Genomic DNA, 24,717 nt, shown 5'->3' on the forward strand with positions numbered 1-24,717 from the left:
TGTCTAGCGGCAAGAATAAGCTTGCACACGCAAGTCAGAGGACTCTGCAATTGAGTGTTTGCTATGGTCGATTGCGGACGCCGCAACAGCCCTACAGTAAATGCAAGTTGCCGGGCGATTGTGCCAGTGCGGTATTCGCTAAACCTAGCGCTCACGCACCAGATTGAACTGCGCAGCCTGCCGGTTATAGTCCGCGATCGACTGCTTGACATACCGCGTCAGCGCATCCCCGGTCCGCGAAAACGGATACAGCCCCGCTTCCGCGCGCATGCGGGCGAACTCGGGATCCGCTTCCATGCTGGCGAATGCACTGACCCAGCGCCGGTAATCCGCATCGCTCACCCCCGGCCCCATCCACACGCCGCGAATCAAGGGCCAGACCACGTCGTAGCCCTGCTCGCGCGCGGTCGGCACCCCGGCCAGCAGGCCCGGCAAGCGCTGTTCCGACAGCACCGCCAGCACCCTGACCGTGCCCCGCCCTGCATACAGCAGCGCTTCCGATGCGTCGCCCGAAATCGCCTGTACGTGCCCGGCCTGCATCGCCACGAACTGCTCGCCGCCGCCTTCCAGCGCGACGAACCGCATCTTGCGCGGGTCGACGCCGGCCTTGCTGACCAATAGCGCCATCTTCATCCAGTCCTGGCTGCCGATGGTGCCCGACATGCCGACCAATACCCGGCGCGGATCGCGCCGCAAGGCCTGCAGCAGTTCACCCAGGGTCTTGTAAGGCGAGCTGGCGGGAACGGCGACCATGCCGTAGTCGGTGCCGAAGGCCGCCACCCAGCGCACGTCGTCGACGCTGGCCTTGCCGAATTTACCGCGCGCAAGGTTTAGGACCGAGCCGCCGGAAAACGCGACCAGGGTGTTCGGCTCGCTGCGGCGCTGCGAGCCCAGGGTATGCCATGCAACCGCACCGACGCCGCCCGGCATGTAGCTGAGTTTCAGCTGCGGCACGCTGGGCTGGTTCCGCAGGCCAAGTTGGGCCAGCTTGCAGGTCAGGTCCATTGCGCCGCCCGGCTTGGACGGCACCAGGCATTCGGCATCGGGGGGCTGTCCGGCGGCGACGGCAAAGCTCGCCAGCGCCAGCCAGGCCGGCAGCAGCAAGGACAACAGGGTGCGCAGCATCTTCATGCACCCATGATAGCCCGCAACGTCCCGCTCCGCTCAAAGACGACATTCGAAAGGGAAAGCGCTGCCAGGACGGCAAGCGCGAGGGCCGACTGCTTCATCTTGTCTCCGTTGATCTTTTATATACGACCTTGTTTGGGCCACTGTAAACGGGCCAAGCTTTCAATCAGCTTTCAGCCGGCCACAAAAAAAAGGTTCTTCACGGATTTCCGGGAAACGCGGCTTTGATCTTCAGGAAGAAGAATTCGCTATCCCGGTATCCGTAGGCCATTCGCTTCATCACCTTGATACGGTTGTTGATGCCTTCGAGCTGTCCGGTGTGCATCGGCCAGCGCAACCGTGCTGCGATGCCTCGCCAGTAAGGTTTGAGCTTGGCGGCAAACTTCCTTAGCGGCTCGATCCCGCTGTCGCGTGCCATCTTCAGCCAGTTGCGCCAGGCGAGAAGCCACTGCCATCCGCCGGATGTCTGCCAGAGTTCCTTGAGTGCCGTTTTCATCACATACACCGTCATCAAGGCTTGGTTGGCGGCCAGCAGTTCGTCCAGATTCGCCTGCTGGCTCGGCGGGACGTTTTCCCGATTACGCAGCAGAAGCCAGCGCGAGCGCTTCACGACTTTGCGCTGGGGTCGGTCGTCTCGCAGGCGATTGGCTTCGTCGACTCGCACCCGGTCGATCACCTCACGGCCGTACTTGGCGATGACGTGAAACAGGTCGTAGACCACGCGTGCCTTCGGACATTGCTGCTGCACTTCCAAATCAAACGCGGTATTCATATCCATCGCGACAGCTTCGATGTTGGCGCAGCGTTCAGGGCCTAGCCATTCAAAGAACGGACGGATGGCCTCGCGGCTGCGGCCTTCGCCGACCCACAACACACGTCGGGTGTCGGCATCAAGCACAACTGTGGCATAGCGGTGGCCTTTGAACAGCGCAAATTCGTCCATCACGAGGCGGACCGGCTGCGCCGGGGGCAAGTAAGCAAGTTGCCGCTCCAGGCGCGCGCGCTCGATCTGCCGCACCGTCCCCCAATGCAGGCTAGCGAGCTTGCACACATGGGCCACCGGAAGCTTCTCACACCACGCCCCGACAAAATCGGCCAACGCACGCGTCACCCGCGCATGGCGGTCAAGCCAGGTCACGCGTTCGGTTCTGGTGCCGCACATGCTGCACTTCAGACGGCGCAATGGCACCCGCAGCCGCACCGGCCTTCCTTGCATCGGCAACTCTCGAATGATGCGCGTAGCGACATCATGGACTTGGTAGCAATGCATCCCGCACCGGCTACAGACCATCGCCGCAGCAGGATCACGACACAGCGTGATCCAGACAGCATCTTCCTGAACATCCAATTTGGTGGCGGTAAAGCCTTCCCAGAACGGAAGGCTAAGATTATGATCCGGCATGAGAGCGGTAAGTTGAGTTGGTTGAGTTTGGTCGCACAAACACAATAACTCTTCTTTACTGCTCTCTTGCGTTTACAACAGGTTCATCCCGGAAATCCGCGATGAACCAAAAAAAACCCGTCGCGTTCGGCCTTTTCGCGGCGCCGGGTTTGGGCTTACACTGGCGCGATGAGAATCCTGCTAGTCGAAGACCACGCCGAACTGTCGCACTGGGTAGCCAAGGCGCTGCGCGACGCCAAACTTACCGTGGAATGCGCCGCCACCGGCGCCGACGCCGACGCCCTGCTCCATACCCAGGACTACGCGCTGGTGATCCTGGACCTGACCCTGCCCCGCATGGATGGCCTGGACGTGCTGCGCCGCCTGCGCGCGCGGGGCGGCACGCGCGGCGCTACGCCGGTGCTGATCCTGACCGCGCGCGGCGGCCTGGAAGAAAAGGTGCAGGGACTGAACCTGGGCGCCGACGATTACCTGGCCAAGCCTTTCGAGCTGGCCGAACTCGAGGCGCGCGTGAAGGCGCTGCTGCGCCGGCGCAGCGGCAGCAATGAGACCCTGGTGCACAGCTGCGGCCAGCTCAGCTTCGACACGGTCGCGCGCATGTTCCACTACTGCGGCGAGCCGCTGGCCCTGACGCCGCGCGAGCATGCGGTGCTGGAAGCGCTGATCGCACGTCCGGGGCGCGCGCTGTCGAAAGAAAAGCTGTTCGACGAAGTGTTCGCGCTGGTCGACGACGCCAACATCGACGCCATCGAGCTCTACATCCACCGCATCCGCAAGAAGCTCGAACGCCAGCCCGAGGGCAATGCCGCCATCGTCACCCTGCGCGGGATCGGCTACCTGCTGCAGGAACGCCCGTCTTGAAGCGGGCGCAGCGATGGCACTGAAGGCCGCCAGGCCGCGCGGCAGCCTGCGCAACCAGCTGCTGCGCTGGCTGATCCTGCCGCTCGTCGTGCTGGTCGGACTGAACGCGGTGTCGCTGTACAGCGACGCGCTGGAAGCGGCCGACATCGCCTACGACCGCTCGCTGCTGTCGTCGACGCGCGCGCTGGCCGAGCGGGTCTCGGTCCGCGACGGCAAGGTGGTGGCCGACGTGCCCTACGTGGCGCTGGACAGCTTCGAGACCGACACCCTGGGCCGCATCTACTACAAGGTGACGGGGCTGAAGGGCGAGACGGTGTCCGGCTTCGGCGACCTGCCGGCGGTGCCGAAGAATGTGCCGCGCTCCGACCTGTATCCGGCCCTGGTGCGCTTCTACCATGCGCAGTACAACGGCGAGCCGGTGCGCATCGCGGCCCTGCACCAGCCGGTGTTCGACGACAGCATGCGCGGCATCGCCCTGATCCAGGTCGGCGAGACCCTGGATGCGCGCCGCGCCCTGTCGCGCCGTATCCTGCTGAACACCCTGCTGCGCCAGGCCTTGCTGGTGCTGGCGGTGGCGACCCTGGTGTGGTTCGCCGTGCGCCTGGTGCTGCGGCCCCTGATGGACCTGAAGCACGAAGTCGAGACGCGCGCGCTGTCCGACCTGTCCGACGTCGACCCGGACCTGGTGCACAAGGAAGTGCGGCCGCTGGTGCTGGCCATGAACGGCGCCATGACGCGCATGCACGACCTGGTCGCTACCCAGCGCCGCTTCATTGCCGACGCCTCGCACCAGCTGCGCACACCGCTCGCCGTGCTCAAGACCCAGGCCGAGCTGGCCCTGCGCGAGGACGATCCGGCCGCCATGCGCGAGATCGTGCGCGCGGTCGCCGGCACCACCGATTCCGCCATCCACCTGGCCAACCGGCTGCTGACGCTGGCGCGCATCGAACACGGCGCCGGACGGCCGGCCGGCAGCCCGGTCCCGCTGTCCGCCGTGGCGGGCCAGGTCGGCCTCGAGCTGGCCTTGAGCGCGGTGCAGAAAGGGATCGACCTGGGGCTGGACGTCGTCGACGGCGAGGATACGACGGTGGAAGGCGATGCCCTGCTGCTGCACGAACTGGTGGCCAATCTGGCCGACAATGCGATCCGCTACACGCCCGCGGGCGGCAAGGTGCTGTTGCGCGTCGGGCGGCGCGCGGACGGGGTCCTGCTGGAAGTGCTGGACAGCGGTCCCGGCATCCCCCCGGAGGAACACGACAAGGTATTTACCCCTTTCTATCGCGCCCAGGCGACCCTCGAAGCCAATCCCGGCGGCACCGGCCTGGGACTGGCCATCGTGCGCGACATCGCCGCCATGCACGGCGCCGTCCTGGCGCTGGGTCCGGGCGAGGACGGCCGCGGCCTCAATGTCAATGTACGGTTTCCCGCTCGTCTTCATCCGCGCCCTGAAAGCTAACTGAAAGCCCACGCCGCATATAGTCTGGCGCATGGCTGTCATTCAGGCAGCACATAACGACAAGATGCGGAGACACCCGTGAGGAGAATTTCATGCTGACCATCCTGGCTTACTCGATGATCATCGTTTTCATGTTCCTGATCATGACCAAGCGCCTGCCCGCCATGGTAGCGCTGATCGTGGTGCCGATCGCCTTCGGGCTGATCGGCGGCTTTGGCCCGGAACTCGGGCCCATGATGCTCACCGGGATCAAGAACCTGGCGCCGACCGGCGTCATGCTGATGTTCGCGATCCTCTACTTCGGCGTCATGATCGATGCCGGCCTGTTCGACCCGGTCATCCGGCGCATCGTGAAAGTGGTGCGCGGCGACCCGGTCAAGATCGTGGTCGGCACGGCGGCGCTGGCGATGCTGGTCTCGCTCGACGGCGACGGCGCCACCACCTACATGATCACGGTCGCCGCCATGCTGCCCCTGTACCGGCGCCTCGGCATGAGCCAGCTGGTGCTGGCCTGCGTCATCATGCTGGCCGGCGGCGTCTTCAACATCCTGCCCTGGGGCGGACCGACGGCGCGCGCCGCCAGCGCACTCGGCGTGGACGTGCACGACATCTTCGTGCCGATGGTGCTGCCGATGCTGGCCGGCGTCGCCTGGGTGCTGTTCGTCGCCTACGTGCTGGGCAAGAAGGAACGCAAGCGCATCGGCATGGTGCAACTGGCCGCGCAGACGAGCATCAAGCAGGCCTCGAACGTCAGCATGCTGCAGCCTGCCCGCGCCGGCATGGCCGCCAGCGGCGCGATGGACGGGACCACCGGCCAATGGGTCGCGCATGCGGCAGTGGCCAATCGAAGCGGCGCTACGGTTTCCACCGATGGCGGCGACATGGAACCGGATGTCGCCGTCTCCGATCCGGCCATCGCGCGTCCCAAGCTGATCTGGGTGAATGCCCTGCTCACGCTCACCCTGCTGGTCCTGCTGGTGATGGGCGCCCTGCCGCTGCCGGTGCTGTTCATGATCTTCTTCGCGATCGCGATCATGATCAACTATCCCGGACTGGAAGAGCAGAAGGAGCGCATCGCCCACCACGCCGTCAACGTGCTGCCGGTGGTGTCGCTGATCTTCGCCGCCGGCATTTTCGTCGGCATCCTGCAAGGCACCAAGATGGTCGATGCGATCGCCCTCAGCGTCATCGCCGCCGTGCCGGAATGGATGGGGCCCTATCTCGCGGTCGTGACCGGCCTGCTCAGCATTCCCTTCACCTTCTTCATCTCGAACGACGCCTTCTACTTCGGCATCGTGCCGATCCTCGCCAAGGCCGCCGCCGTGTACGGCATCAGCGCCGCGGAGATCGGCCGCGCCTCGCTGATCGGCCAGCCGGTCCACCTGCTCAGCCCACTGGTGGCCTCGACCTACCTGCTGGTCGGCATGTCGAAAATCGAGTTCGGCGACCACCAGCGCTTCACGCTGATCTGGTCGATCACGGCCTCGCTGGTGATGCTGGCGGCGGCCCTGGTCTTCGGCGTGGTCCCGCTGGTCGGAAGCGCCGGCTGATTCAATCAGCGCCGGCCCCGCTTCCCCCCTACGGTGGGGGAAGCGGGGCCGGCGTCTTTCGCTGGGCGGGGTTCAGGCCTAAGATCAGGGCTCATGAATACCTCCCTGTACCCCTTTGTTGCCGCCATCCTCCTTGCGGTCGCGGCCCCCTCCCACGCCGACCAGGTCGACGACTACATGCGCAGGCAGATGGCGCTCAACCATGTGCCGGGCGCCGCGGTGGCGGTCGTCCGCGACGGCAGGATCGTCAAGCTGGGGACTTACGGCCTGGCCAACCTGGAGTGGCGGCAAAGGGTCACGCCGGATACCGCGTTCCAGCTGGCCTCGTCGACCAAGCCGTTTACCGGCCTGTTGCTGATGCGCCTGCAGGAAGCGGGCCGGCTGTCGCTGGACGACAGCGTCGCCAAGTACCTGCCGGAAGCCCCACAGGCCTGGCGTCCCATCACGCTGCGCCACCTGGCAGACCACTCCGCGGGCATTCCGGATGATGTCAAGGTCGGCCCGGACGCCACGCTCGACGAGTACGTCGCCGCCGCGGCCGCCCTGCCGCTCGCGCACGCACCAGGCGCGTCGGCCAGTTACGGCATCGCGGGATATACGGTCCTGGCCAAGCTAATCGAAACCGCCGCCGGCATGCCCTACCCCGAAGCCCTGAAACACTACGTCACGGGCCCGCTCGGACTGCGCGCGGACTTCGACTACAGCAGCGGCGACCCGAACATGCGCAGCCTCGAGGTCGTGCCGAAGCGTGCCGGCGTGTACGACTGGAGCGCCGGCCGCCATCGGGAATTCCGCTTCCATTTCAGTCCGTTCAGCTACGTCGCCGGCGGCCTGCTGGCATCGGCGCAAGACCTGGCGAAGGTGGCGATCGCGCTCGACAAGGGCAGTTTTTTACGGCGGCAAAGCCTCGACGCCATGTGGACGCCGTCCCGGCTGGGCAACGGCGAGTCCAACGGCTTCGCCCTGGGATGGACGGTGCGCGACGTGAACGGCAGGACAGCGGTCGGCCACTCCGGCGGACCGGCCCTGTCGGACATCCTGCACTTTCCCGGGGAACGCGCGACCTTTATCGTGCTGACCAATGGGAAGAAGCTCTATCCCTACCTCGCGCAGGGCCTGTCCGAACTGTTCTACCCGCCGCCGCCAGTCGTGATGCCGGCGGGGATCGCCGACAGCCGCCCCGAGCTCAGCGCCCTGCTGCGCAGGACCCTCGCGGAAGCCGCCGCCGGCAAGGTCGGCGAGGAGCATTTCAGCGAGCGGGCGCGCAAGGACTTCGTCCCGGCATTCAAGGACTTCCTGCTGCCCTTCGTGCGCTCCCTGCCCGCGGTCGACGAGTTCGTGCTGCTGGCCGAAAGCCCGAGGGATGGGGGCATCCGCCGGACCTACCGGGCACGCCACGGCCAGCGTGCGCAGACCTGGGGCTTCGACGTCGACAAGGACGGCAAGCTGCTCGGCTTCGGGCCGAAATAAGGGGGCGGTGGCCGTATCGGCTGGATCAGCCGGGACTACTTTGCCCTGGCGGCGACCGCCGTGATGTCGACCGGAGACTCGAAGGCAATGAAAAGCACGCAAGATGTGCGGCTGGCGCAGGCCGCGCTGTGCGGCATCTTCGCCGGGCCATAGGCATAGGAACCCGCCCGCAGCACAGCCATTTCCTGGCCCTCGTAGCGAAGGTTCAACTTGCCCGCCACCAGGATCATGCGCTCGGCCGAGGTATGGGTGTGCAGGGGAACCGTCGACCCACCGGGGACCTTGAGCAATACGTCGGCATTGGGCTTGGCCGGATCACCATGCAGCACAGCCAGCTGACAGCCTTTCGGCAAGGGGTCCGGGCAAGGCCCCCACTTGATGTCCGGAGATTCCACACCCAGCGCAAGCGCCCGTTCCTGCGCCTGCAGGATGGGACTGAGAGCAAGCAGCACGGCGAACTGCAGCGAACGGCGAACGACAGAAGTTGCGATCATGGCCGATTCTCCTCGAGTTGGCGATGCCGTACGGCAGGACGCCATGCGGCTCACCGGCCCATCTTACTCCTGCCGCGGAGCTTCAGACCATGTCGGCGAAGCCCACCCGGTCGGTGGTGGCATTGCGCGCATCGTCCACGCGCACCTTGTGCGCCGCCAGCAGCTGCTCGAGCGAAGCGTTCATGGTATGGCAGCCCGGATCGCGGCCTGCGTTCATGTGGGCGCGGATGGCGCCCACGTCGCCCGCTTCCAGCATGCGCATGACCGCCGCACCCGGCGTCAGGCATTCGGTGGCGAGGTGGTAGCGGTTGCCTTCGACCGAAGGCAGCAGCGCCTGGCACAGCACGCCGCGCAGGGCATGCGCCAGGGCCTGGGACTGGGCTTCCGAATTACCGAGCAGGCGCAGCATCTTCTGCAGGCCCAGTTCGGTGGAGCGCGCGTGCAGCGTGGCCAGCACCAGCGGGCCGGATTCGGCCAGCGCCAGCGCTTCCTGCGCGGTCTCGGCGTCGCGGATCTCTCCGATCACGATCACGTCCGGGCGCTCGCGCAGCGCGTCCAGCGCGCCCAGGTAGTAGCTCTCGACGTCGCCATCGACACCCACTTCGCGCTGGGTGACGATGCACTTGCGCTGCGGGATCAGGGTCTCGACCGGGTCTTCGATGGTGATGATGTGGCCCGAACGCTGCTTGTTGATCTCGTCGATCATCGAGGCGATCGTGGTCGACTTGCCCTGGCAGGTGTCGCCGATGATCAGGACCAGGCCGCTGGTCAGGCGCGCGAATTCCTGCTCGTCCTTCCACAGGCCCAGCTCGGACAGCGCCAGCGGCTCCTTGGGGAAGCGGCGGATCACGCAGCCCAGGCGCTTCTTGCCCTGGAAGCTGAAGCAGTTGGCGCGGATGCGCGCCGTGTGCAGGTCGATCGAGCGGTCGAAGGCGCGCAGCGCGATGCGCTCGGCCCAGTTCGGCTCAATGACGTCAAAGAATTCTTCCAGCTCTTCCTTGGTGATCGGCGAATCCGTCACCGCCACCAGGCCCTTCGGCTGGCGCAGCATCAAGGGGCTGTTCTGGTGAATGATGATGTCCGAGAACACCAGCCGCGAATTCAGCAGGTGCAGGATCTGCTCGACCAGGGTCCCGAATACCGGGTGGTCTTCGTTCTCGATATAGGACAGGGTGGGGATCTGCGAGGACTGGTGATGTTCCATTCTGGCCGGCACGGTGAAAGGGTGAATAGTGCCGGACATTATAAAACCATGCCTCGCCGAAAGATTGCAAAAGTGAAAGAAAATTGCTTAGCGTGACAAGCTTGCAACGATCCGGTCGCCGAACAGGGTAATCGCCACGCCCAGCGCTACCACGCAGGCCCCCAGGACCCTGACGTTGGACACCTTGCGCACCGCCATGTTGATCAGGCCGAAATGGTCGATCGCCATCGAGGTCAGCAGCTGGCCGGCGATCACCAGCACGATCAGGCTCAGCAGGCCGATGCGCGGCGCCAGGAACACCGTGCCGAACACGAAGGCCGCGCCCAGGAAACCGCCGGCGAACTTCCAGGCCGGCTGGCCGGCCAGGGCCGCGAAGCTCGGTCCCAGCCCGCCGCGCGAGAGCGCGACCCCGGCCAGCACGATGGTGCCGCAACCAAAGGACACCAGGGCGGCGACCACGGAATTGGCGCCGATCGAGGCGGCCAGCTGGGTATTCACGGCGGCCTGGATCGACATGGCCATGCCGACACAGAAGGCCATCAGTAAGAGAATCAGGTTCATTGCTTCCTCCACCGGGCCATGCCGGGGCAAAAAGCGCACAATTTTAGTGCAATCCGGGCGTTCGGGATAGCCATCCAGCCTGCATGAAGCCGGCGCAGCCTGTCACGCCACGATGCATTCTGGTCCGTGGACTGTGCGCTTCGTCGCATTCGGCGCGCGCCAGCCGGGCCGATTGCCTAGGATGGCAACATCGACAGACACTCATCAAGGAGACAAACATGAACAAGACCTCCCTTTCCACCACCGTCCTGCGCGGCATCGTCCTGGCAGCGGCCCTCGCCTGCGCCGCCGCCCCCTCCATGGCGACCAACTGGTCCTGGGGCGGCGAGCAGGTGCAGGGCAACGGCAACATCAAGCGCCAGGCGCGCCAGGTCTCGCACTTCACCGGCCTGGCCCTCGAAGTGCCGGGCCGGCTCGAGCTGCGCATGGGCGACAGCGAAGGCGTCACGATCGAGACCGACGACAACGTGCTGCCGCTGATCGAGACCGTGGTGGAAAACGGCACCCTCAAGATCCGTCCGAGCAAGCGCAACCTGAACCTGCGCACGAAAAACCTCAGGATCGTCGTCAACGCGCGCCAGATCGAGCGCCTGGCGCTGGGCGGTTCGGGTTCGGTGGATGCCGACGCGCTGCGCGCGCCGCGCCTCGACATCGACCTGGGCGGCTCGGGCGAGATCAATGTGCGCAAGCTGGACAGCGAATCGGTGGCGGTGACCCTGGGCGGCAGTGGCGACTTCAAGGCCGGGGCTGGACAAGCGCGCAAGCTGTCGGTGTCGATCGGCGGTTCGGGCACCGTGGACATGGGCCGGGTGCAGTCGGACAGCGCCAGCATCAGCGTGGCCGGCTCGGGCGAAGCCACCGTGTGGGCGCGCCATGAGCTGAGCATGACCATCGCCGGCTCGGGCGACGTCAATTACTATGGCGACCCGCGCATCAGCAAGTCGATCGTGGGCTCGGGTGATGCACGCCGGATCGCGGCGGCGCCGCGCTGAGAAGCGGTCGAGAATCAGTGGCCGGTGTGGGCGCTGTGGGTCAGCGGCTTCACCGGCACCTTCACTTTCACATCCTGGCGCTTGCCGGCCGCATCCGCGACCAGCAGGGTCAGCTCGACGCTCTCCCCTTCCTTCACCTGGCGCTTCAGCTCGAACAGCATCACGTGGTAGCCGCCGCTGGCCAGGTTGACCGGCTTCCCGGCCGGCAGCTCGATCGACTCGACGCGGCGCATGCGCATGGTCTGGCCATCCATCGCCATCTCGTGCAGCTCGGCGCGGCCGGCCACCTCGGTCTGCACGCCAACCAGGCGCGCGGGCGCCGCCGACTGCAGCTTCATGAAGGCGCCGGTCACCTTCTGCGCCGGGACGGTCGCGCGGATCCACGGGTCGGACACGCTCACTTGGGCAAAGGCGGAAGCGGACAGCAGACCGCTGGCAAGCAGGGCAAGGAACTGGCGTTTCATGGCGGCGAATGTGAAATAAAGTGAAGGGGAATTATAGCTTTACTGCCCGCCGCGCAGGGTTTGACGCTCGACCAGCACGGTGTCGACGCCGTCGGTCAGCCATACCTGGCCGTCCTGGATCGTGCACTGCAGCTGCATGTTCCGTTTTGCCATCTTCTCGAGCTGGACGCTGGCCTCGTTCGGGATGTTCACCACCGAGACGTTTTTGGCGCGCTCGATCTTGTTGGCGATGCCCTTGAACCAGATGTCGCTGGTGGCGCTGTAGCTGTACACGATCACCTTTTCCGAACGGCCGGCGGCCTTCAGCAGGCGCTTGTCGTCCGGATGGCCGACTTCGATCCACAGGTCGATGGCGCCGGTGAGGTCTTTCTGCCACAGGGCCGGCTCGTCGACGTCGAACAGGTCCTTGGTGAAGGCGAGCGCCGGGTCGGCGTGCAGCGCGAAGGCCAGCACCCGGATCATCACGCGCTCGTCGGTTTCGGACGGGTGGCGGGCGATGGTCAGGGTGTGGTCGCCGTAGTAGTTGCGGTCCATGTCGGCGATCGACAGGTCGGCCTTGTAGATGGTTGCCTTGAGAGCCATAAGCGGGTGGTCGTTTGCGTGAGGTGTGGATAGCCCGCTATTGTCGCATGCGCCGTACAGGCGTGGACAAGAGACGGTATAGTCACGTTGTCAAGATCATCCGGAGACCGCAATGACCAACGCATTCCCCCCGAACCAGCAGTTCCGCCTCGCCGCCCGCCCGCTCGGCCTGCCGCGCAACGAAGACTGGCAGTTCCACGAAGAAGCCGTGCCCGAGGCGGCTGAGGGCGGCATCGTCGTCAAGGTGCTCTACCTGTCGCTCGACCCGGCCATGCGCGGCTGGATGAACGAGGGCAAATCCTACATCCGCCCGGTGGCGATCGGCGAGGTGATGCGCGCCGGCGGCGTGGGCGTCGTGGTGGCATCCAGGTCGGAACGTTTCGCGGTCGGCGACTACGTGGCCGGCGGCACCGGCGTGCAGCGCTACTGGTCCGGCGCGGCGGACGACAAGACCGCCGCGTTCACGAAGATCGACCCGCGCGTGGCGCCCCTGACGGCCTGGCTCAACACGCTCGGCATGCCGGGCATGACCGCCTTCTTCGGCCTGCGCGAGATCGGCCAGCCGAAACCCGGCGAGACCGTGGTGGTCTCGGGCGCGGCCGGCGCGGTCGGCATGACCGTCGGCCAGGTGGCCAAGAAGATGGGCTGCCGGGTGGTCGGCATCGCCGGCGGCCAGGATAAATGCCGCTTCGTGGTCGAGCAGCTCGGCTTCGACGCCTGCATCGACTACAAGGCCGGTTCCGTGCACGCGGGCCTGAAGGAACACTGCCCGCAGGGCGTGGACGTCTATTTCGACAACGTCGGCGGCGAGATCCTGGACGCGGTCCTCACCCGCATCAACCTGAAGGCGCGGATCGTGATCTGCGGCGCCATCTCGCAGTACAACGCCACCAGCCAGGTCAAGGGACCGGCCAACTACCTGTCGCTGCTGGTGAACCGCGCGCGCATGGAAGGCATGGTCGTGTTCGACTACGCGCCGCGCTATGCGGAAGGCGTGGCGACGCTGGCCGGCTGGATGCAGGAAGGCAGCGTCAAGAGCAAGGAATACGTCGTCGAGGGCTTCGAACGCTTCCCCGAGGCGCTCCTGATGCTGTTCGAGGGTAAGAACCTGGGCAAGCTGGTGCTCAAGGTGGCAGACGCCTGATCACGGGCCTGAGGTCGCGTCTTGATTCGGGCAGGACGCGACCTATAATTAAAGAACTTATCCCTCATGGCGAGGCGACCATGGTTCAGCTGTCACATACAAGCGCCGAGCCGCCCGGCGGCATCCTGTCCCAGCTGCGCGCCGACCACGCGCAGGTTCGCGCCCTGTTCCACGCATTTGCGATGCTCGACCGCGAGGACGAAGCACAGCGCGCCAGCGTGGTCGATGAGCTGTGCGATGCGCTGGTGCTGCACGCCCTGCTCGAGGACGAACTGTTCTATCCGGTGCTGCGTGGTGCGGTCGACGACAGCCTGCTCGAAGACGCGGCCCTGGAACACGACAGCACGCGCGAACTGGTCGAGCAGCTCGCCTCGCTGTTCCCCGACGACGAGTTCTTCGACGTCAGCGTCGCAGTGCTGTCCGAAGAAGTGGAACGCCACGTCGCCTTCGAGGAAACCATCCTGTTCCCGGCGCTCGCACGCGCCGGCGCCGACCAGCTCTCCCTGGGGATGAGCCTGCGCGCGCGCCGCGCCCAGCTCGAATCCGACCTCGCCGCGGCGCCGCCCGCGATCGACGGCTGCGAGCCGCGCGGCCTGCTGCACGCGGCGACCCGCGGGCCGCGCGAGCGGCGTTCGCGGCCGCGCTAGCGCCGGACATCGCGCTACCAGTCCCAAGCCGAAGGAACTAACGCTCCAGCCTCCTCTCTAAACGGCACGAGCGCATCCATACGCGCTCGCGGTTCCCACTTCGACAGATATCGACACTTCAGGGCACACAAGGAGAGCGACATGGCGACAAGTAAAGAGAACGGCAAGGGCAGCGCCCAGAAAGGCAGTAGTGGCAGCAGCGGCAGCACCCAGGCCCCGGCCAAGCGCGGTTTCGCGGCAATGGACCAGAACCAGCAGCGTGAAATCGCCAGCAAGGGCGGACAGGCGGCACACCAGAAAGGCACCGCACACGAGTTCGATTCCGAAGAAGCACGCCGCGCCGGCCAGAAAGGCGGCGAGGCAGTCAGCCGCAACCGCGCCCACATGGCCGACATCGGGCGCAAGGGCGGCGAAAGCCGGCAGTCGGCCCAGCGCGCGGCCGCCGCAGCGGCCAAGAATACGGGCAACCGCCAGGGCGAAAAGGAAAGCTGAGCCACCCCGACGATGCATCGACACCACGGCGCTCCGGCGCCGTGTTCCCCGCAAGGCCCAAAGGCGCGGCGCCGTGTTACATTGCGGCCCCATGCACAAGCTTCCCTACCTCACCGCCTATCCCGACACCCTGCGCGCCCAGGTGGGCCAGCTGATCGACAGCAATCAGCTCGGCGCCGTGCTCCTGCAGCGCTATCCCGACGCGCACGGCATCCGTACCGACAAGGCGCTGTACGCCTACGTGCAGGACCTGAAGGATGACTACCTGCGCCAGGCCGAGCCGGTCAGCAAGGTCGCCTTCGACAGCAAGATCCACGTGGTACAGCACGCGCTCGGGCTGCACACGGCGATCTCGCGGGTGCAGGGCAATCGTCTCAAGGCCAAGCGCGAGATCCGCATCGCCAGCGTGTTCCGCGACGCCCCGCTGCCCTTCCTGCGCATGATCGCGGTGCACGAACTGGCCCACCTGAAGGAAAAGGAACACGACAAGGCTTTCTACAAGCTGTGCTGCTGGATGGAACCGCATTACCACCAGCTCGAGTTCGACCTGCGGCTCTACCTGACCTGGCTCGACCTGGGCGGCAGGCGCCTGTGGAGTGCTGCGGCCGAGCCCGTTGCCATCGAACAACAAGAATTGTCAGATTGATTCGTTGCCTCGCGCAAACATCTCGACTTTCACTGTCGCGTTGGGTAAAGTCTGAGGTCGTCTTGCCCCTTGCGGGGCCCTCGCTCTCCCGAGCTGTCCCGGCCGCAACCCGAATCATGACGCACCAGTTTTCTTTCCCCGGCAAACCTGTACGAATCGCCCTGCGCGGCAGCATGCTCGCCTTCGGCCTGCTGGCCGGCGCGGCGGCGTCCGCAGCCGCTCCCGATGACAAGGCGCCGACCTGGAAATTCTCCGGTTTCGGCACCCTCGGCGTCGCGCACGCCAGCATCCGCAACGCCGATTTCACGTCGACCGTGCTGCACGCCACTGGCGCCGGCCTCAGCGACCGCTGGAGCCCGCACGTGGACAGCCGCCTGGGCGCCCAGCTCGACGTCTCGCAAGGCCGCTGGTCGGGCGTGCTGCAGCTGCTCAGCGAACAGGGCCCGGACGGCAGCTACCGCCCCCGGGTGGAATGGGCGAACGTAAAATACCAGCTCACGCCGGACCTGGCTGTCCGCGCCGGCCGCATCGCGCTGCCGAGCTTCCTCGCGGCCGACTACCGCAAGATCGGCTACGTCCTGCCATGGGTGCGCACGCCCGTGGAGATGTATGGCCTGCTGCCGGTGTCCAGCAGCGACGGCGTCGACGCCACCTGGCGCTGGAGCGGCGGTTCGATGCGCAACACTACCCAGGTATTCTACGGCTACACCGATACCGTCGTGTACAGCGACATCCGCCTGAAGGCGCGCGGCATCGCCGGCCTGTCGCACAGTATCGAGCGGGGCGCGCTGAGCGCCCGCATGTCGGCGCTGACGGCCAGGCTGAACTCCAACCTCGCCAGCGACATGTATGCCGCGATGCGCGGCTTCGGCCCGCAGGGAGCCGCGCTGGCGGAGCACTACGCCATCGAGGACAAACGCATGACCATCTTGAGCGCCGGCATCAACTACGATCCGGGCCAGTGGTTCGTGCTGGCCGAGATCGGGCGCACCCACACCCGCTCCAGCCTCGGAGAGACCACATCGATGTATGCCGGCGGCGGCTACCGCTTCGCCAGCCTCACCCCTTTCATCTCCTGCGCCAGGGTGCGCGCCGACAGTCCCATCAGTGACCCCGGCCTCGACCTGGACGGCCTGCCGCCGCAGCAGCAGGCGCTCGGCGCCTTGCTCAACGCCGGCCTGAATTACAACCTGGCGACGATCCCGGTGCAGTCCTCGGTCAGCGCCGGCCTGCGCTGGGACGCAGCCGAGAATGTCGCGTTCAAGGTCCAGTACGACCGGCTGCGTCCGACCGGCGGCTCGCGCGGCACCCTGATCAACAGGGGCAGCGAGTTCCGCTCGGGCCAGACCGTCCACGTCGCGAGCATGACGCTCGACTTCGTTTTCTGAGGCGCCGCATGGCATTGCGCATCCCCGCCCTCCTCGCCGCCGCGGTGCTGGCCTTTGCCGCAGCGGCCGATGCGTCGGCCGAGCTGGTCGTCATCGTCTCGGCGCGCAGTCCGGCGCCGCAGCTCTCCGGCGATCAGGTCGCGGCGATTTTCCTGGGCCAGGCCGGCCGCCTGCCCGACGGCAGCGAGGTGGTGGCGCTCGACCAGCGCATCGGCTCGGGCGAGCGCAACCAGTTTTACCAGCAGGTCGCCGGCAAGACCCCGGCCCTGCTCAAGGCCCACTGGTCGAAGATGCTCTTCACCGGCCGCGGCCAGCCGCCCCGTGAAGCGCTTGATGCCGCCAGCGTGCGCCGCATGGTGGCCGACAACCCGTCGATGATCGGCTACATCGACCGTTCCGCCCTGGACGGCAGCGTGCGTCCGGTGCTCGTGCTGCGCTGACCGTCATGGACACATCGACCCACAACGGCCTGCCTCGGCCGCTGATCTCACCACCGGCGCGCAGCCAGCGCTGGCTCGGACGCGGGCTGGAAACCCACGTCGCGCTGCCGCTGTTCGCGCTGCTGCTGGTGGCGGCCCTGTGGACCGCCGCCTTCCACATGATCCGCGCCGAGGAGCGCGCCGCGCACGAGGCGGCCCAGGAGGCGACGCGCGAGCTGGCCGACACCTATGAGGCCCAGATGGCGCGCACCCTGAGCGGCATCGACCAGACCCTGCGCGTGCTGCAGTATGCGGTCGAAACCAATGGCCCCAACGACGCCCTCGCGGCGCTGGGCGCCAAGGGCCTGCTGCCGCCGGGCCTGGTGTTCCAGGTGGCGATCATCGGCGACAACGGCCACGTCCTGGCCAGCAACCCGCATAGCCGCGCCGGCGGCGACGTCACGCGCGCGCCCTGGTTCGCCTGGCACCGCGACCGGGACAGCGACGCGCCCTACGTCAGCACCACCGTCGGCCACCATGAGCCGCACGTGGTGTTCTCGCGCCGCATCAACGGCAGCGACGGCCTGTTCGCGGGCGTCGCCACCGTGGCGGTGGACCCGGCCTTCTTCACCAGCGCCTACGAACACTCGCGCCAGGGCGAACGCGGCCTGCTCGGCGTCGCCGGCAGCGATGGCGTGACCCGCGCGGTGCGCATCGGCGACCAGGTCTCGTGGGGCAAGCGCATCGTCTTCGGCAAGCCCGACAGCGTGCGCCTGCACACCAGCCGCGTCGACGGCGCGCTGCGCTACACCGCCGAGCGCCCGCTGGGCGGCTTCCCGCTGGTGGCGGTGGTCGGCCTGTCCGAAGCCGAGCAGATGGCCGAGTTCCGCGCGCAGCGCCGCGCCTGGCTGCTCGGCGCCGGCGCCGGCACCGCGCTGCTGCTGTTGGTCGTCAGCCTGGTCAGCGCCTGGTCCTGGCAGCTGGCCAAGGCGCGCCGCCGCGAGCGGCTGGCGCAGGAAACCTATGCCGCCGCCTCCGAGGCCAGCCTGGACGCGTTTTTCGTGCTGCGCACCATTCCCGGCGTGCATGGCGGCGTGATGGACTTCCTGATCGAGACCACCAATACCCGCGCCGAGCAGCTCACCGGCCTGCCCAAGGCGCGCATGGAAGGCAAGCGCATGTCGGTGCTGCTGCCGACCCACCTCGGCATCGGCATCTTCGAGGACCTGTCCGCGGTCGCCACCGACGGCGTGGCGCGCGAGGCCGAATGGCTGGCGCACATGCTGCCCGTCGAGGACCGCTGGCTGCACCGCCAGGTGGTGCCGGTGGAAGGCGGCGTGGTCGCGATCGTGCGCGACATCACCGAGCGCAAGCTGACCGAGCAGCGCATTCGGCACCTGGCCCACCACGACGACCTGACCGGCCTGCCGAACCGCAGCCTGCTGCGCGACCGCCTCGGCCAGGCCATCCGCGACGCCGAGCGCAAGGGGCATGCGGTCGGCCTGGCCTTCATCGACCTCGACGGCTTCAAGCTGGTCAACGATGGCCTCGGACACAATGCCGGCGACGAGCTGCTGAAGGTGGTGGGCGCGCGCATGGGCCGCTGCCTGCGCCGCAACGACACGCTGGCGCGCTTCGGCGGCGACGAATTCGTGATCCTGCTGCCCGAGATCTCGGGCGATCCGCTGGCGATCACGCCGCTGCTGGAAAAGGTGCGCCAGGCCGTCACCGAACCGGTCGAGGTCGAAGGCCAGGAAGTGCAGGTCAGCTGCAGCATGGGCGTGGTGCTCTACCCGCGCGACGGCGAAGACGCCAACACCCTCATGATGAACGCCGACGCGGCGATGTACCGCGCCAAGGAAAACAAGGACAGCTTCCAGTTCTACGCCAGCGAGATGAACGCCAGCGTCGAGGAAAAGCTGGTGCTGCTGGAAGGCATGCGCGCCGCACTCGATCAGTGCGTCGAGGCCGGCGTCGATCGCGGCTGCGGCGGGGCCGATTGCCAGTTCCAGCTGCTGTACCAGCCGAAGATCGACTTGCGCAGCGGCCGCCTGTTCGGCGTCGAAGCCCTGATCCGCTGGAAGCACCCCGAACAGGGCATGATTTCGCCGCTGCGCTTCATCGGCCTGGCCGAAGAGAGCGGCCTGATCGTGCCGCTCGGCGAATGGGTGGTGCGCACCGCCTGCGCCCAGGGCGTGGCATGGCGCGCCGCCGGGCTGCCGCCGCTCACCATCTCGGTCAACGTATCGGCTCGCCAGTTCGAGGAAAAGCGCCTGGTCGAGCGCATCGCCGGCGCCCTGCGCGACACCGGGCTGCCGCCCGAGGCGCTGGAAGTCGAAGTCACCGAAAGCTCGATCATGCGCGACCTCGGACGCGCGGTGGACAAGATGCGCGAACTGAAAAACATGGGCGTGTCGCTCTCGATCGACGATTTCGGCACCGGCTATTCGAGCCTGTCCGCGCTCAAGTCCTTCCCGATCAGCCGCCTGAAGATCGACAAGAGTTTTGTCAGCGACCTGGCCGACAGCCCGGATGACCAGGCCATCGCGATGGCGGTGATCTCGCTCGGCCACAAGCTGAACCTGCGCGTCATCGCCGAGGGCGTCGAGACCGAACAGCAGCGCGCCTTCCTGCGCGCCAACGATTGCGACGAGATGCAGGGCTACCTGTTCAGCCGTCCGGTACCGCCGGAGCAGATTGCCGAACTCCTCTCTTCCTGCCCGGCGGAGCTGCCATGACGCTGCCGCAGCGCCTCATCGAACTGCTGTGCGGCACCGAGCCGAAACTGCGCCGCATGCTGCAGTACTGGGCCGCGACCTGCCTGCTGTACGTGGTCTGCATCGGCCTGATGCTGGTGCAGGTCGACCAGGGAATGACCGACCCGGTGACCGCGACCCGTCTGATCGCCTTCGGCAGCTGCGGCGTGTGCGCGTTCTATGTCTTGATCCGCGCCAGCGGACGCCTCAAGGTGGCGCCCGACCAGCTGGCGGTGTCGCAAGCGATGTTCTCGCTCATCTGCGGCATGGGCGCCTATGCGATCTCGGGACCGCTGCGCGCCGCGATGCTGAGCATGACCGTGGTGGTGATTGTGTTCTGCATGTTCGCCTCCAAGCCGCGCCAGACCCTGCTGCTCACCGTCGCCGCCCTGGTTGGCATGGGCGCCACCATGTACTGGATGCAGCTGCGCGACCCGGCGCGCTACCCGCCGGTGACCGAGGCGATCACCTTCGGCTACCTGGCAGGCGCCCTGCTCTCGACCGCGGTGCTGAGCGGCGAGATGAGCAAGCTGCGTTCGCGCCTGAAGCGCCAGCGCCGCGAACTGAGCGACGCGCTGGACACCATCCGCGTGCTGGCCACGGTGGACGAACTGACCTCGCTGGTGAACCGGCGCCGCATGAACGAGCTGCTCGAGGCCGAGGAGCGGCGCCAGCCCGGCGGCCGCGAGGATCGCACACTGAGCTGCATCGCCCTGCTCGACATCGACTTCTTCAAGCAGGTCAACGACCAGAACGGCCACGCCGTCGGCGACGCCGTGCTGCGCAGCTTCTCGAGCACGGCGCGCGCCTGCCTGCGCGCCAACGACGTGCTGGCGCGCTGGGGCGGCGAGGAATTCCTGCTGCTGCTGCCGGACGCCGCCCCCGAGGACGCGCGCCTGGTGCTGGAGCGGATGGCCGAACACGTGCGCGACATGCCGGTACCCGGCCTGCAGGGCCGCCGCATCAGCTTCTCGGCGGGCCTCGCCACACGCCGCGCCGGCGAGCCCTTCGCCGACGCCATCCACCGCGCCGACAAGGCGCTGTACCAGGCCAAGGCGGCCGGCCGCGACCGGATCGTTCTGGCGTGAACTGAAGTAAAACTACAAACAGGGGCAAAGCCCCGTTGCGATCCGTATTTACTTCTGTTACTTTACTACATCGACAGATTCCGATGGAGGCAAGGTGCTCAGGTTTATCTTCGCGATCGCGGCCGTGTTGCCGGCTGCCTGGGCCACGGCGGCCCCTTACCAGATCCAGCATGTCGAGCCGCCCAACTGGTGGGCCGGCATGCAGCGGCCGGATCTCCAGCTGATGGTGCATGGCGAAAAGATCGCCGAGCTGGCGCCGGCCCTGGCGTCCGCCTATCCGGGTGTGCGCATCACCGGCGTCGAGCGCAGCGACAACCCGAATTACCTGTTCCTGAACCTGGCCATCGGCAAGGACGCCCGGCCGGGCGAGCTGGAACTGGCGTTCCGGCGCGGCAAGCAGACGGTGGCCAGCCACCGCTACCGGCTGGAAGCCCGCCGTCCGGGATCCGCGCAGCGGCCCAGCTTCGGCGCCCGCGATGCGATCTATCTCCTGGTGCCGGACCGCTTCGCGAGCGCGACGCCGGCGAACGACGTGGCCGGGATGCGCGAAGGCGCCGACCGCGCCAACCCGGTCAAGCGCCATGGCGGCGACCTGGCCGGCATGGGCGGCCGGCTCGACTACATCCGCGACCTCGGCTTCACGATGGTCTGGCCGACACCCCTGCTCGAGAACAACCAGCCCAGCTATTCCTATCACGGCTATGCGCTGACCGATTACTACCGGATCGACCCGCGCTTCGGCAGCAACGAGGAATTCCGCGACTACGTCGCCGCGGCCAAGTCGCGCGGCCTGGGCGTGATCAAGGACATCGTGCTGAACCACATCGGCACCAGCCACTGGTGGATGCGCGACCTGCCGGCGCGCGACTGGATCAACCACGGCAGCAGCTTCCGGCCCACCAACAACCAGCACACCGTGGCCCAGGACATCCACGCGGCGCCGGAAGAAAAGGCGCGCTTCTTCGACGGCTGGTTCGTCGAGACCATGCCCGACCTGAACCAGCGCAACCGCCTGGTGGCGCGCTACCTGATCCAGAATACGCTGTGGTGGATCGAGTATGCGGGCCTGTCCGGCATCCGCGAGGACACCTATTCCTATTCCGATCCGGCCTTCCTGAACGACTGGAACCGCGCCGTGGCCGCCGAGTACCCGCACATGAACGTGGTCGGCGAAGAGATGGACGCGCGGCCGCACATGGTGGCCTACTGGCAGAAGGGCGTCGTCAACCGCGACGGCTACCGTTCCGAACTGCCGACCGTGATGGACTTCCCCCTGAGCGACACTGCGGCGGAGGCGCTGGCCGAGCCGGAGTCGCATAACAAGGGCCTGATCCGGATCTACGAGATCATCGCGGCCGACTACCTGTACGCCGACCCGATGCGGCTGATGGTCTTCCCGGACAACCACGATCGCCCGCGCATCCTGGCCCAGGTCGACAACAAGGTCGAGCTGGCGAAGGCCAACCTGATCCTGATGGCCACCACCCGCGGCATCCCCCAGGTGTTCTACGGCACCGAGGTGCTGATCGGCAGCCCGAAACAGCGCGACGACGGCCTGCTGCGCGCCGACATGCCGGGCGGCTGGGATGGCGACCGCGTGGATGCCTTCAGCGGCGCCGGCCTGTCGCCGGCCCAGCGCGACATGCAGGGCTTCGTACGCACCCTCTTCAACTGGCGCAAGACCAGTTCCGCCGTCACGCAGGGCAAGCTGACCCACTACCTGCCGCGCGACGGCAGCTACGTCTACTTCCGCCATGACGGCAAGCAGACCGTGATGGTGGTGCTCAACAAGAATGCGGCCGACACCCGGCTCGACCTGGACCGCTTCGCCGGCATGATCAAGGGCGCCCGCAGCGCCACCAATGTGCTGACCGGCGCCCCGGTGGACTTGCGCGCGCCGCTGGCGCTGCCGGCAATGACTTCGGTGGTACTCGCATGGTAAGGACGGAGGGACGGCGGGTACTGGTGGCGGGTGGGGTCGGCATCGACACCATCGTCCATGTGCCGGCGCTGCCGCTGGCGATGGCCGATTCGATCCATGTGCCGCCCGTGACCGACTACGTGGCGCACACCGGCAACGGCGTCGCCCTTGGCTTGCTCGCCCTCGGCCACCGCCCGCTGCTGCTCGACTTCATCGGCCAGGACCCGCAGGCGGAGCTGATCCATGCCCGCTACCGCGAGCGCGGCCTGGCCTTCGACTACCTGGTCCACGAGAGCGGCACCCGGCGCAGCGTCAACCTGGTCGGCCCCGACGGGCGCCGGCTCTCGCTGTACGACGGGCGCCATCCCGACAGCCTGCGCATGCCGCGCGAATTCTACCTGCCGCGCATGCGCGAAGTCGAACACGTCCACCTGAGCATCATGCCCTGGGCGGCGGAGCTGTTCGACGACGCGGCCAAGCTCGGCCTGCCGGTGTCGACCGACCTGCACGACTGGGACGGCAGCAATCCCTATCATTACCCCTTCGCCCGGCGTTCCGACCTGGTGTTCCTGAGCGCCGCGGTGCTGGGCGACGGCGTGTCCGAAGCGATGCGCGCGATCATGCGCGACGGGCGCGCGCAGGTGGTCGTGGCGACCGCCGGGGCCGGTGGCAGCTATTCCTTGCGCCGCGGCGACGATACGATACGACATACTCCATGCGCGGTCGTGGACGGGCCGGTGGTCGACAGCAACGGCGCGGGCGATGCCTTCTCGTCCGCCTTCCTGCACGCCTGGTTCGAGGGCGCGCCAATCGAGGCCTGCATGCGCGCCGGGGCGATCGGCGGCGCCTTCGCCTGCCGCTTCCACGGCACGGCCGAGCGCAGCCTGGGCCTGGAAGAACTGGCGCTCAGGCTTTCAGCAGGCGCGGCAGGGGCTTGCCCTGCACCAGATGCGGGAACAGCGCCCGTGCCATCTTTGCCGGCTCGACCCTGAAGGCTTCGGCACAGGTTTGCGCGATCAGCGTCTCGAGGGCCAGGGTAGGCCGCAGGTCGCGCCCCTCGAACAGGTCCGCGGGGGCCAGGCCCGGCCAGTCGGCCAGCACGCGGCCGCCCTGCACCGCCCCGCCCACCAGCATGGCCGCCGCGCCGGTGCCGTGGTCGGTACCGCCGGTGCCGTTGGCGGCGGCGGTGCGCCCGAATTCGGTGGCGACCAGGATCACCGTCTGCTCCCAGGCCGGGCCCAGTCCCTGGCGCAGGCCACCGACCAGTCCGTCCAGGTTGCGCAGCTGGGTTGCCAGCCGGCCGTTCTGGCCACTGTGCGTGTCCCAACCGCCGGTCTCGATCATCGCGATGCGCGGGCCGTCCGCGCGCCCCAGGAACTTGGCCGCCATGCGCCCCGTTTCCAGCGGATTCTGGCGCTTGCCGCCTTCCATGCCACCGGCCAGGTTGCGCGCTTCCAGCGCCGCCGACCACAGGGCGTGCAGCTGGGGGTCGTCGGCATACAGCCCCTCGACGCGCAGCATCAGGTCGTCGTTGGCCTCGGGCAGGTTGGATGCCGCATACGAGGGCACCGCCAGCGCGCCGCGCAAGGCCATCGGCACGGTCGGCGCGAAGGCGATCGCATCCTTCCCGGGGCGCGACAGTAGGCCCACCAGGCGGTTCATCCAGCCGTCCTTCAGCTGGTAAGGTGCATTGCCGCCGGTCTCCAGCACGTTCTGGCCGTCGAAGTGCGAACGCTCGCGGTACGAGGACGCGACCGCGTGGAAGAAGCTGGCCTGGCCGGCCCGGTACAGCGTGGCGAATTCGCCCAGTGCGGGATGCAGCGCGAAGCTCCCGTCGAGCTTTGCCGCCGTGGCCGGGTCGATGGCGAGGCCGCCGCGCAGGCCGGCGTAGGCCGGTTCCGCATAGGGGATCAGGGTATTCAGGCCGTCGGCGGCGCCGCGCTGGAGGATGAAGACGAAGCGGCGTTCGGTGGCGGCCTGCGCGAAGCTGATGCGCGGCGCGGCCAGCAGCGCGGTGGCCGCGGCGAGGAATTGGCGTCGGTCGAGGGTCAT

23 protein-coding genes are annotated in these 24,717 nt (G+C 67.2%); 15 read left to right on the forward strand and 8 right to left on the reverse strand.

What is annotated here, in order from left to right:
* Positions 1 to 144 precede the first annotated feature (144 nt).
* Positions 145 to 1,125, reverse strand: coding sequence for a Bug family tripartite tricarboxylate transporter substrate binding protein (locus ACSQ25_RS16300; protein WP_436108090.1), 981 nt, complete (start codon positions 1,123 to 1,125; stop codon positions 145 to 147).
* 202 nt (positions 1,126 to 1,327) lie between these two features.
* The gene (locus ACSQ25_RS16305) at positions 1,328 to 2,530 is read right to left on the reverse strand and encodes an ISL3 family transposase (RefSeq protein WP_436105555.1); all 1,203 of its coding nucleotides are present in this window, start codon (positions 2,528 to 2,530) and stop codon (positions 1,328 to 1,330) included.
* A gap of 168 nt (positions 2,531 to 2,698) precedes the next feature.
* Between ACSQ25_RS16305 and ACSQ25_RS16310 the strand changes: the two genes are divergently transcribed.
* The 4 genes from ACSQ25_RS16310 to ACSQ25_RS16325 all read left to right on the forward strand — a co-directional run bounded on the left by ACSQ25_RS16310 (position 2,699) and on the right by ACSQ25_RS16325 (position 7,867).
* On the forward strand, positions 2,699 to 3,391 hold the full coding sequence (locus tag ACSQ25_RS16310; RefSeq protein WP_436106720.1) for a response regulator: 693 nt from the start codon (positions 2,699 to 2,701) through the stop codon (positions 3,389 to 3,391).
* A 13-nt stretch (positions 3,392 to 3,404) separates the two neighbouring features.
* Entirely contained in the window at positions 3,405 to 4,847 is a 1,443-nt protein-coding gene (locus tag ACSQ25_RS16315) for a sensor histidine kinase (protein WP_436106721.1), read from the forward strand.
* A gap of 92 nt (positions 4,848 to 4,939) precedes the next feature.
* On the forward strand, positions 4,940 to 6,397 hold the full coding sequence (locus ACSQ25_RS16320; RefSeq protein WP_436106722.1) for a CitMHS family transporter: 1,458 nt from the start codon (positions 4,940 to 4,942) through the stop codon (positions 6,395 to 6,397).
* A 93-nt stretch (positions 6,398 to 6,490) separates the two neighbouring features.
* Entirely contained in the window at positions 6,491 to 7,867 is a 1,377-nt protein-coding gene (locus ACSQ25_RS16325; RefSeq protein ID WP_436106723.1) for a serine hydrolase domain-containing protein, read from the forward strand.
* A gap of 35 nt (positions 7,868 to 7,902) precedes the next feature.
* Here ACSQ25_RS16325 and ACSQ25_RS16330 read toward each other — a convergent pair whose 3' ends face one another.
* The 3 genes from ACSQ25_RS16330 to ACSQ25_RS16340 form a co-directional block, all read right to left on the reverse strand.
* On the reverse strand, positions 7,903 to 8,361 hold the full coding sequence (locus ACSQ25_RS16330; protein WP_436106724.1) for a cupin domain-containing protein: 459 nt from the start codon (positions 8,359 to 8,361) through the stop codon (positions 7,903 to 7,905).
* A gap of 82 nt (positions 8,362 to 8,443) precedes the next feature.
* Positions 8,444 to 9,565 carry a type IV pilus twitching motility protein PilT gene (locus tag ACSQ25_RS16335; protein WP_436106725.1) on the reverse strand — a complete coding sequence of 374 codons (1,122 nt, stop codon included), beginning with the start codon at positions 9,563 to 9,565 and terminating at the stop codon, positions 8,444 to 8,446.
* A gap of 87 nt (positions 9,566 to 9,652) precedes the next feature.
* Positions 9,653 to 10,126, reverse strand: a complete 474-nt coding sequence (locus ACSQ25_RS16340) for a DMT family transporter (RefSeq protein ID WP_436106726.1) — start codon at positions 10,124 to 10,126, stop codon at positions 9,653 to 9,655.
* Positions 10,127 to 10,344: 218 nt separating this feature from the next.
* Between ACSQ25_RS16340 and ACSQ25_RS16345 the strand changes: the two genes are divergently transcribed.
* A complete protein-coding gene (locus ACSQ25_RS16345) occupies positions 10,345 to 11,118 on the forward strand; it encodes a head GIN domain-containing protein (RefSeq protein WP_436106727.1) in 774 nt (257 codons plus the stop codon).
* A gap of 14 nt (positions 11,119 to 11,132) precedes the next feature.
* Here ACSQ25_RS16345 and ACSQ25_RS16350 read toward each other — a convergent pair whose 3' ends face one another.
* Both ACSQ25_RS16350 and ACSQ25_RS16355 read right to left on the reverse strand, forming a co-directional pair.
* Positions 11,133 to 11,582, reverse strand: coding sequence for a copper chaperone PCu(A)C (locus tag ACSQ25_RS16350; RefSeq protein ID WP_436106728.1), 450 nt, complete (start codon positions 11,580 to 11,582; stop codon positions 11,133 to 11,135).
* A 39-nt stretch (positions 11,583 to 11,621) separates the two neighbouring features.
* Positions 11,622 to 12,164: a YaeQ family protein gene (locus ACSQ25_RS16355; RefSeq protein WP_436106729.1), complete on the reverse strand. Its 543-nt coding sequence runs from the start codon at positions 12,162 to 12,164 to the stop codon at positions 11,622 to 11,624.
* Between the two features lie 112 nt (positions 12,165 to 12,276).
* Here ACSQ25_RS16355 and ACSQ25_RS16360 point away from each other — a divergent pair, with 112 nt between their 5' ends.
* The 10 genes from ACSQ25_RS16360 (at position 12,277) to ACSQ25_RS16405 (ending at position 23,657) form a co-directional block, all read left to right on the forward strand.
* Complete coding sequence (locus tag ACSQ25_RS16360) at positions 12,277 to 13,308, forward strand: NADP-dependent oxidoreductase (RefSeq protein ID WP_436106730.1); 1,032 nt, start codon at positions 12,277 to 12,279, stop codon at positions 13,306 to 13,308.
* Positions 13,309 to 13,388: 80 nt separating this feature from the next.
* On the forward strand, positions 13,389 to 13,955 hold the full coding sequence (locus ACSQ25_RS16365) for a hemerythrin domain-containing protein (protein ID WP_436106731.1): 567 nt from the start codon (positions 13,389 to 13,391) through the stop codon (positions 13,953 to 13,955).
* A gap of 141 nt (positions 13,956 to 14,096) precedes the next feature.
* Entirely contained in the window at positions 14,097 to 14,447 is a 351-nt protein-coding gene (locus ACSQ25_RS16370; protein WP_436106732.1) for a KGG domain-containing protein, read from the forward strand.
* A 91-nt stretch (positions 14,448 to 14,538) separates the two neighbouring features.
* Positions 14,539 to 15,093, forward strand: coding sequence for a YgjP-like metallopeptidase domain-containing protein (locus ACSQ25_RS16375; RefSeq protein WP_436106733.1), 555 nt, complete (start codon positions 14,539 to 14,541; stop codon positions 15,091 to 15,093).
* A gap of 116 nt (positions 15,094 to 15,209) precedes the next feature.
* Positions 15,210 to 16,481, forward strand: coding sequence for a hypothetical protein (locus ACSQ25_RS16380; protein ID WP_436106734.1), 1,272 nt, complete (start codon positions 15,210 to 15,212; stop codon positions 16,479 to 16,481).
* Between the two features lie 8 nt (positions 16,482 to 16,489).
* The gene (locus ACSQ25_RS16385; protein WP_436106735.1) at positions 16,490 to 16,921 is read left to right on the forward strand and encodes a phosphate ABC transporter substrate-binding protein; all 432 of its coding nucleotides are present in this window, start codon (positions 16,490 to 16,492) and stop codon (positions 16,919 to 16,921) included.
* 5 nt (positions 16,922 to 16,926) lie between these two features.
* Positions 16,927 to 19,638 carry a bifunctional diguanylate cyclase/phosphodiesterase gene (locus ACSQ25_RS16390; RefSeq protein WP_436106736.1) on the forward strand — a complete coding sequence of 904 codons (2,712 nt, stop codon included), beginning with the start codon at positions 16,927 to 16,929 and terminating at the stop codon, positions 19,636 to 19,638.
* Entirely contained in the window at positions 19,635 to 20,744 is a 1,110-nt protein-coding gene (locus ACSQ25_RS16395) for a GGDEF domain-containing protein (RefSeq protein ID WP_436106737.1), read from the forward strand. Before ACSQ25_RS16390 ends, ACSQ25_RS16395 begins: the two co-directional genes overlap by 4 nt.
* 94 nt (positions 20,745 to 20,838) lie before the next feature.
* On the forward strand, positions 20,839 to 22,686 hold the full coding sequence (locus ACSQ25_RS16400; RefSeq protein ID WP_436106738.1) for a glycoside hydrolase family 13 protein: 1,848 nt from the start codon (positions 20,839 to 20,841) through the stop codon (positions 22,684 to 22,686).
* Positions 22,680 to 23,657 (forward strand): carbohydrate kinase family protein, encoded by a 978-nt coding sequence (locus tag ACSQ25_RS16405; RefSeq protein WP_436106739.1) that lies wholly within the window; start codon positions 22,680 to 22,682, stop codon positions 23,655 to 23,657. The genes ACSQ25_RS16400 and ACSQ25_RS16405 overlap by 7 nt, the downstream gene beginning before the upstream one ends.
* Here the strand turns inward: ACSQ25_RS16405 and ACSQ25_RS16410 are convergent.
* Complete coding sequence (locus ACSQ25_RS16410; RefSeq protein ID WP_436106740.1) at positions 23,572 to 24,717, reverse strand: DUF1501 domain-containing protein; 1,146 nt, start codon at positions 24,715 to 24,717, stop codon at positions 23,572 to 23,574. The two genes, ACSQ25_RS16405 and ACSQ25_RS16410, sit on opposite strands and share 86 nt — an antisense overlap.

Source organism: Massilia sp. LjRoot122, assembly GCF_964252725.1.
Classification (GTDB): Bacteria; Pseudomonadota; Gammaproteobacteria; order Burkholderiales; family Burkholderiaceae_D; genus Telluria.

Excerpts from the sequence above, each read along its gene's own strand:
- ACSQ25_RS16300 (WP_436108090.1), bottom strand. The coding sequence starts at position 1,125 with ATGCTGCGCACCCTGTTGTCCTTGCTGCTGCCGGCCTGGCTGGCGCTG.
- ACSQ25_RS16305 (WP_436105555.1), bottom strand. The coding sequence starts at position 2,530 with ATGCCGGATCATAATCTTAGCCTTCCGTTCTGGGAAGGCTTTACCGCC.
- ACSQ25_RS16310 (WP_436106720.1), top strand. The coding sequence starts at position 2,699 with ATGAGAATCCTGCTAGTCGAAGACCACGCCGAACTGTCGCACTGGGTA.
- ACSQ25_RS16315 (WP_436106721.1), top strand. The coding sequence starts at position 3,405 with ATGGCACTGAAGGCCGCCAGGCCGCGCGGCAGCCTGCGCAACCAGCTG.
- ACSQ25_RS16320 (WP_436106722.1), top strand. The coding sequence starts at position 4,940 with ATGCTGACCATCCTGGCTTACTCGATGATCATCGTTTTCATGTTCCTG.
- ACSQ25_RS16325 (WP_436106723.1), top strand. The coding sequence starts at position 6,491 with ATGAATACCTCCCTGTACCCCTTTGTTGCCGCCATCCTCCTTGCGGTC.
- ACSQ25_RS16330 (WP_436106724.1), bottom strand. The coding sequence starts at position 8,361 with ATGATCGCAACTTCTGTCGTTCGCCGTTCGCTGCAGTTCGCCGTGCTG.
- ACSQ25_RS16335 (WP_436106725.1), bottom strand. The coding sequence starts at position 9,565 with ATGGAACATCACCAGTCCTCGCAGATCCCCACCCTGTCCTATATCGAG.
- ACSQ25_RS16340 (WP_436106726.1), bottom strand. The coding sequence starts at position 10,126 with ATGAACCTGATTCTCTTACTGATGGCCTTCTGTGTCGGCATGGCCATG.
- ACSQ25_RS16345 (WP_436106727.1), top strand. The coding sequence starts at position 10,345 with ATGAACAAGACCTCCCTTTCCACCACCGTCCTGCGCGGCATCGTCCTG.
- ACSQ25_RS16350 (WP_436106728.1), bottom strand. The coding sequence starts at position 11,582 with ATGAAACGCCAGTTCCTTGCCCTGCTTGCCAGCGGTCTGCTGTCCGCT.
- ACSQ25_RS16355 (WP_436106729.1), bottom strand. The coding sequence starts at position 12,164 with ATGGCTCTCAAGGCAACCATCTACAAGGCCGACCTGTCGATCGCCGAC.
- ACSQ25_RS16360 (WP_436106730.1), top strand. The coding sequence starts at position 12,277 with ATGACCAACGCATTCCCCCCGAACCAGCAGTTCCGCCTCGCCGCCCGC.
- ACSQ25_RS16365 (WP_436106731.1), top strand. The coding sequence starts at position 13,389 with ATGGTTCAGCTGTCACATACAAGCGCCGAGCCGCCCGGCGGCATCCTG.
- ACSQ25_RS16370 (WP_436106732.1), top strand. The coding sequence starts at position 14,097 with ATGGCGACAAGTAAAGAGAACGGCAAGGGCAGCGCCCAGAAAGGCAGT.
- ACSQ25_RS16375 (WP_436106733.1), top strand. The coding sequence starts at position 14,539 with ATGCACAAGCTTCCCTACCTCACCGCCTATCCCGACACCCTGCGCGCC.
- ACSQ25_RS16380 (WP_436106734.1), top strand. The coding sequence starts at position 15,210 with ATGACGCACCAGTTTTCTTTCCCCGGCAAACCTGTACGAATCGCCCTG.
- ACSQ25_RS16385 (WP_436106735.1), top strand. The coding sequence starts at position 16,490 with ATGGCATTGCGCATCCCCGCCCTCCTCGCCGCCGCGGTGCTGGCCTTT.
- ACSQ25_RS16390 (WP_436106736.1), top strand. The coding sequence starts at position 16,927 with ATGGACACATCGACCCACAACGGCCTGCCTCGGCCGCTGATCTCACCA.
- ACSQ25_RS16395 (WP_436106737.1), top strand. The coding sequence starts at position 19,635 with ATGACGCTGCCGCAGCGCCTCATCGAACTGCTGTGCGGCACCGAGCCG.
- ACSQ25_RS16405 (WP_436106739.1), top strand. The coding sequence starts at position 22,680 with ATGGTAAGGACGGAGGGACGGCGGGTACTGGTGGCGGGTGGGGTCGGC.
- ACSQ25_RS16410 (WP_436106740.1), bottom strand. The coding sequence starts at position 24,717 with ATGACCCTCGACCGACGCCAATTCCTCGCCGCGGCCACCGCGCTGCTG.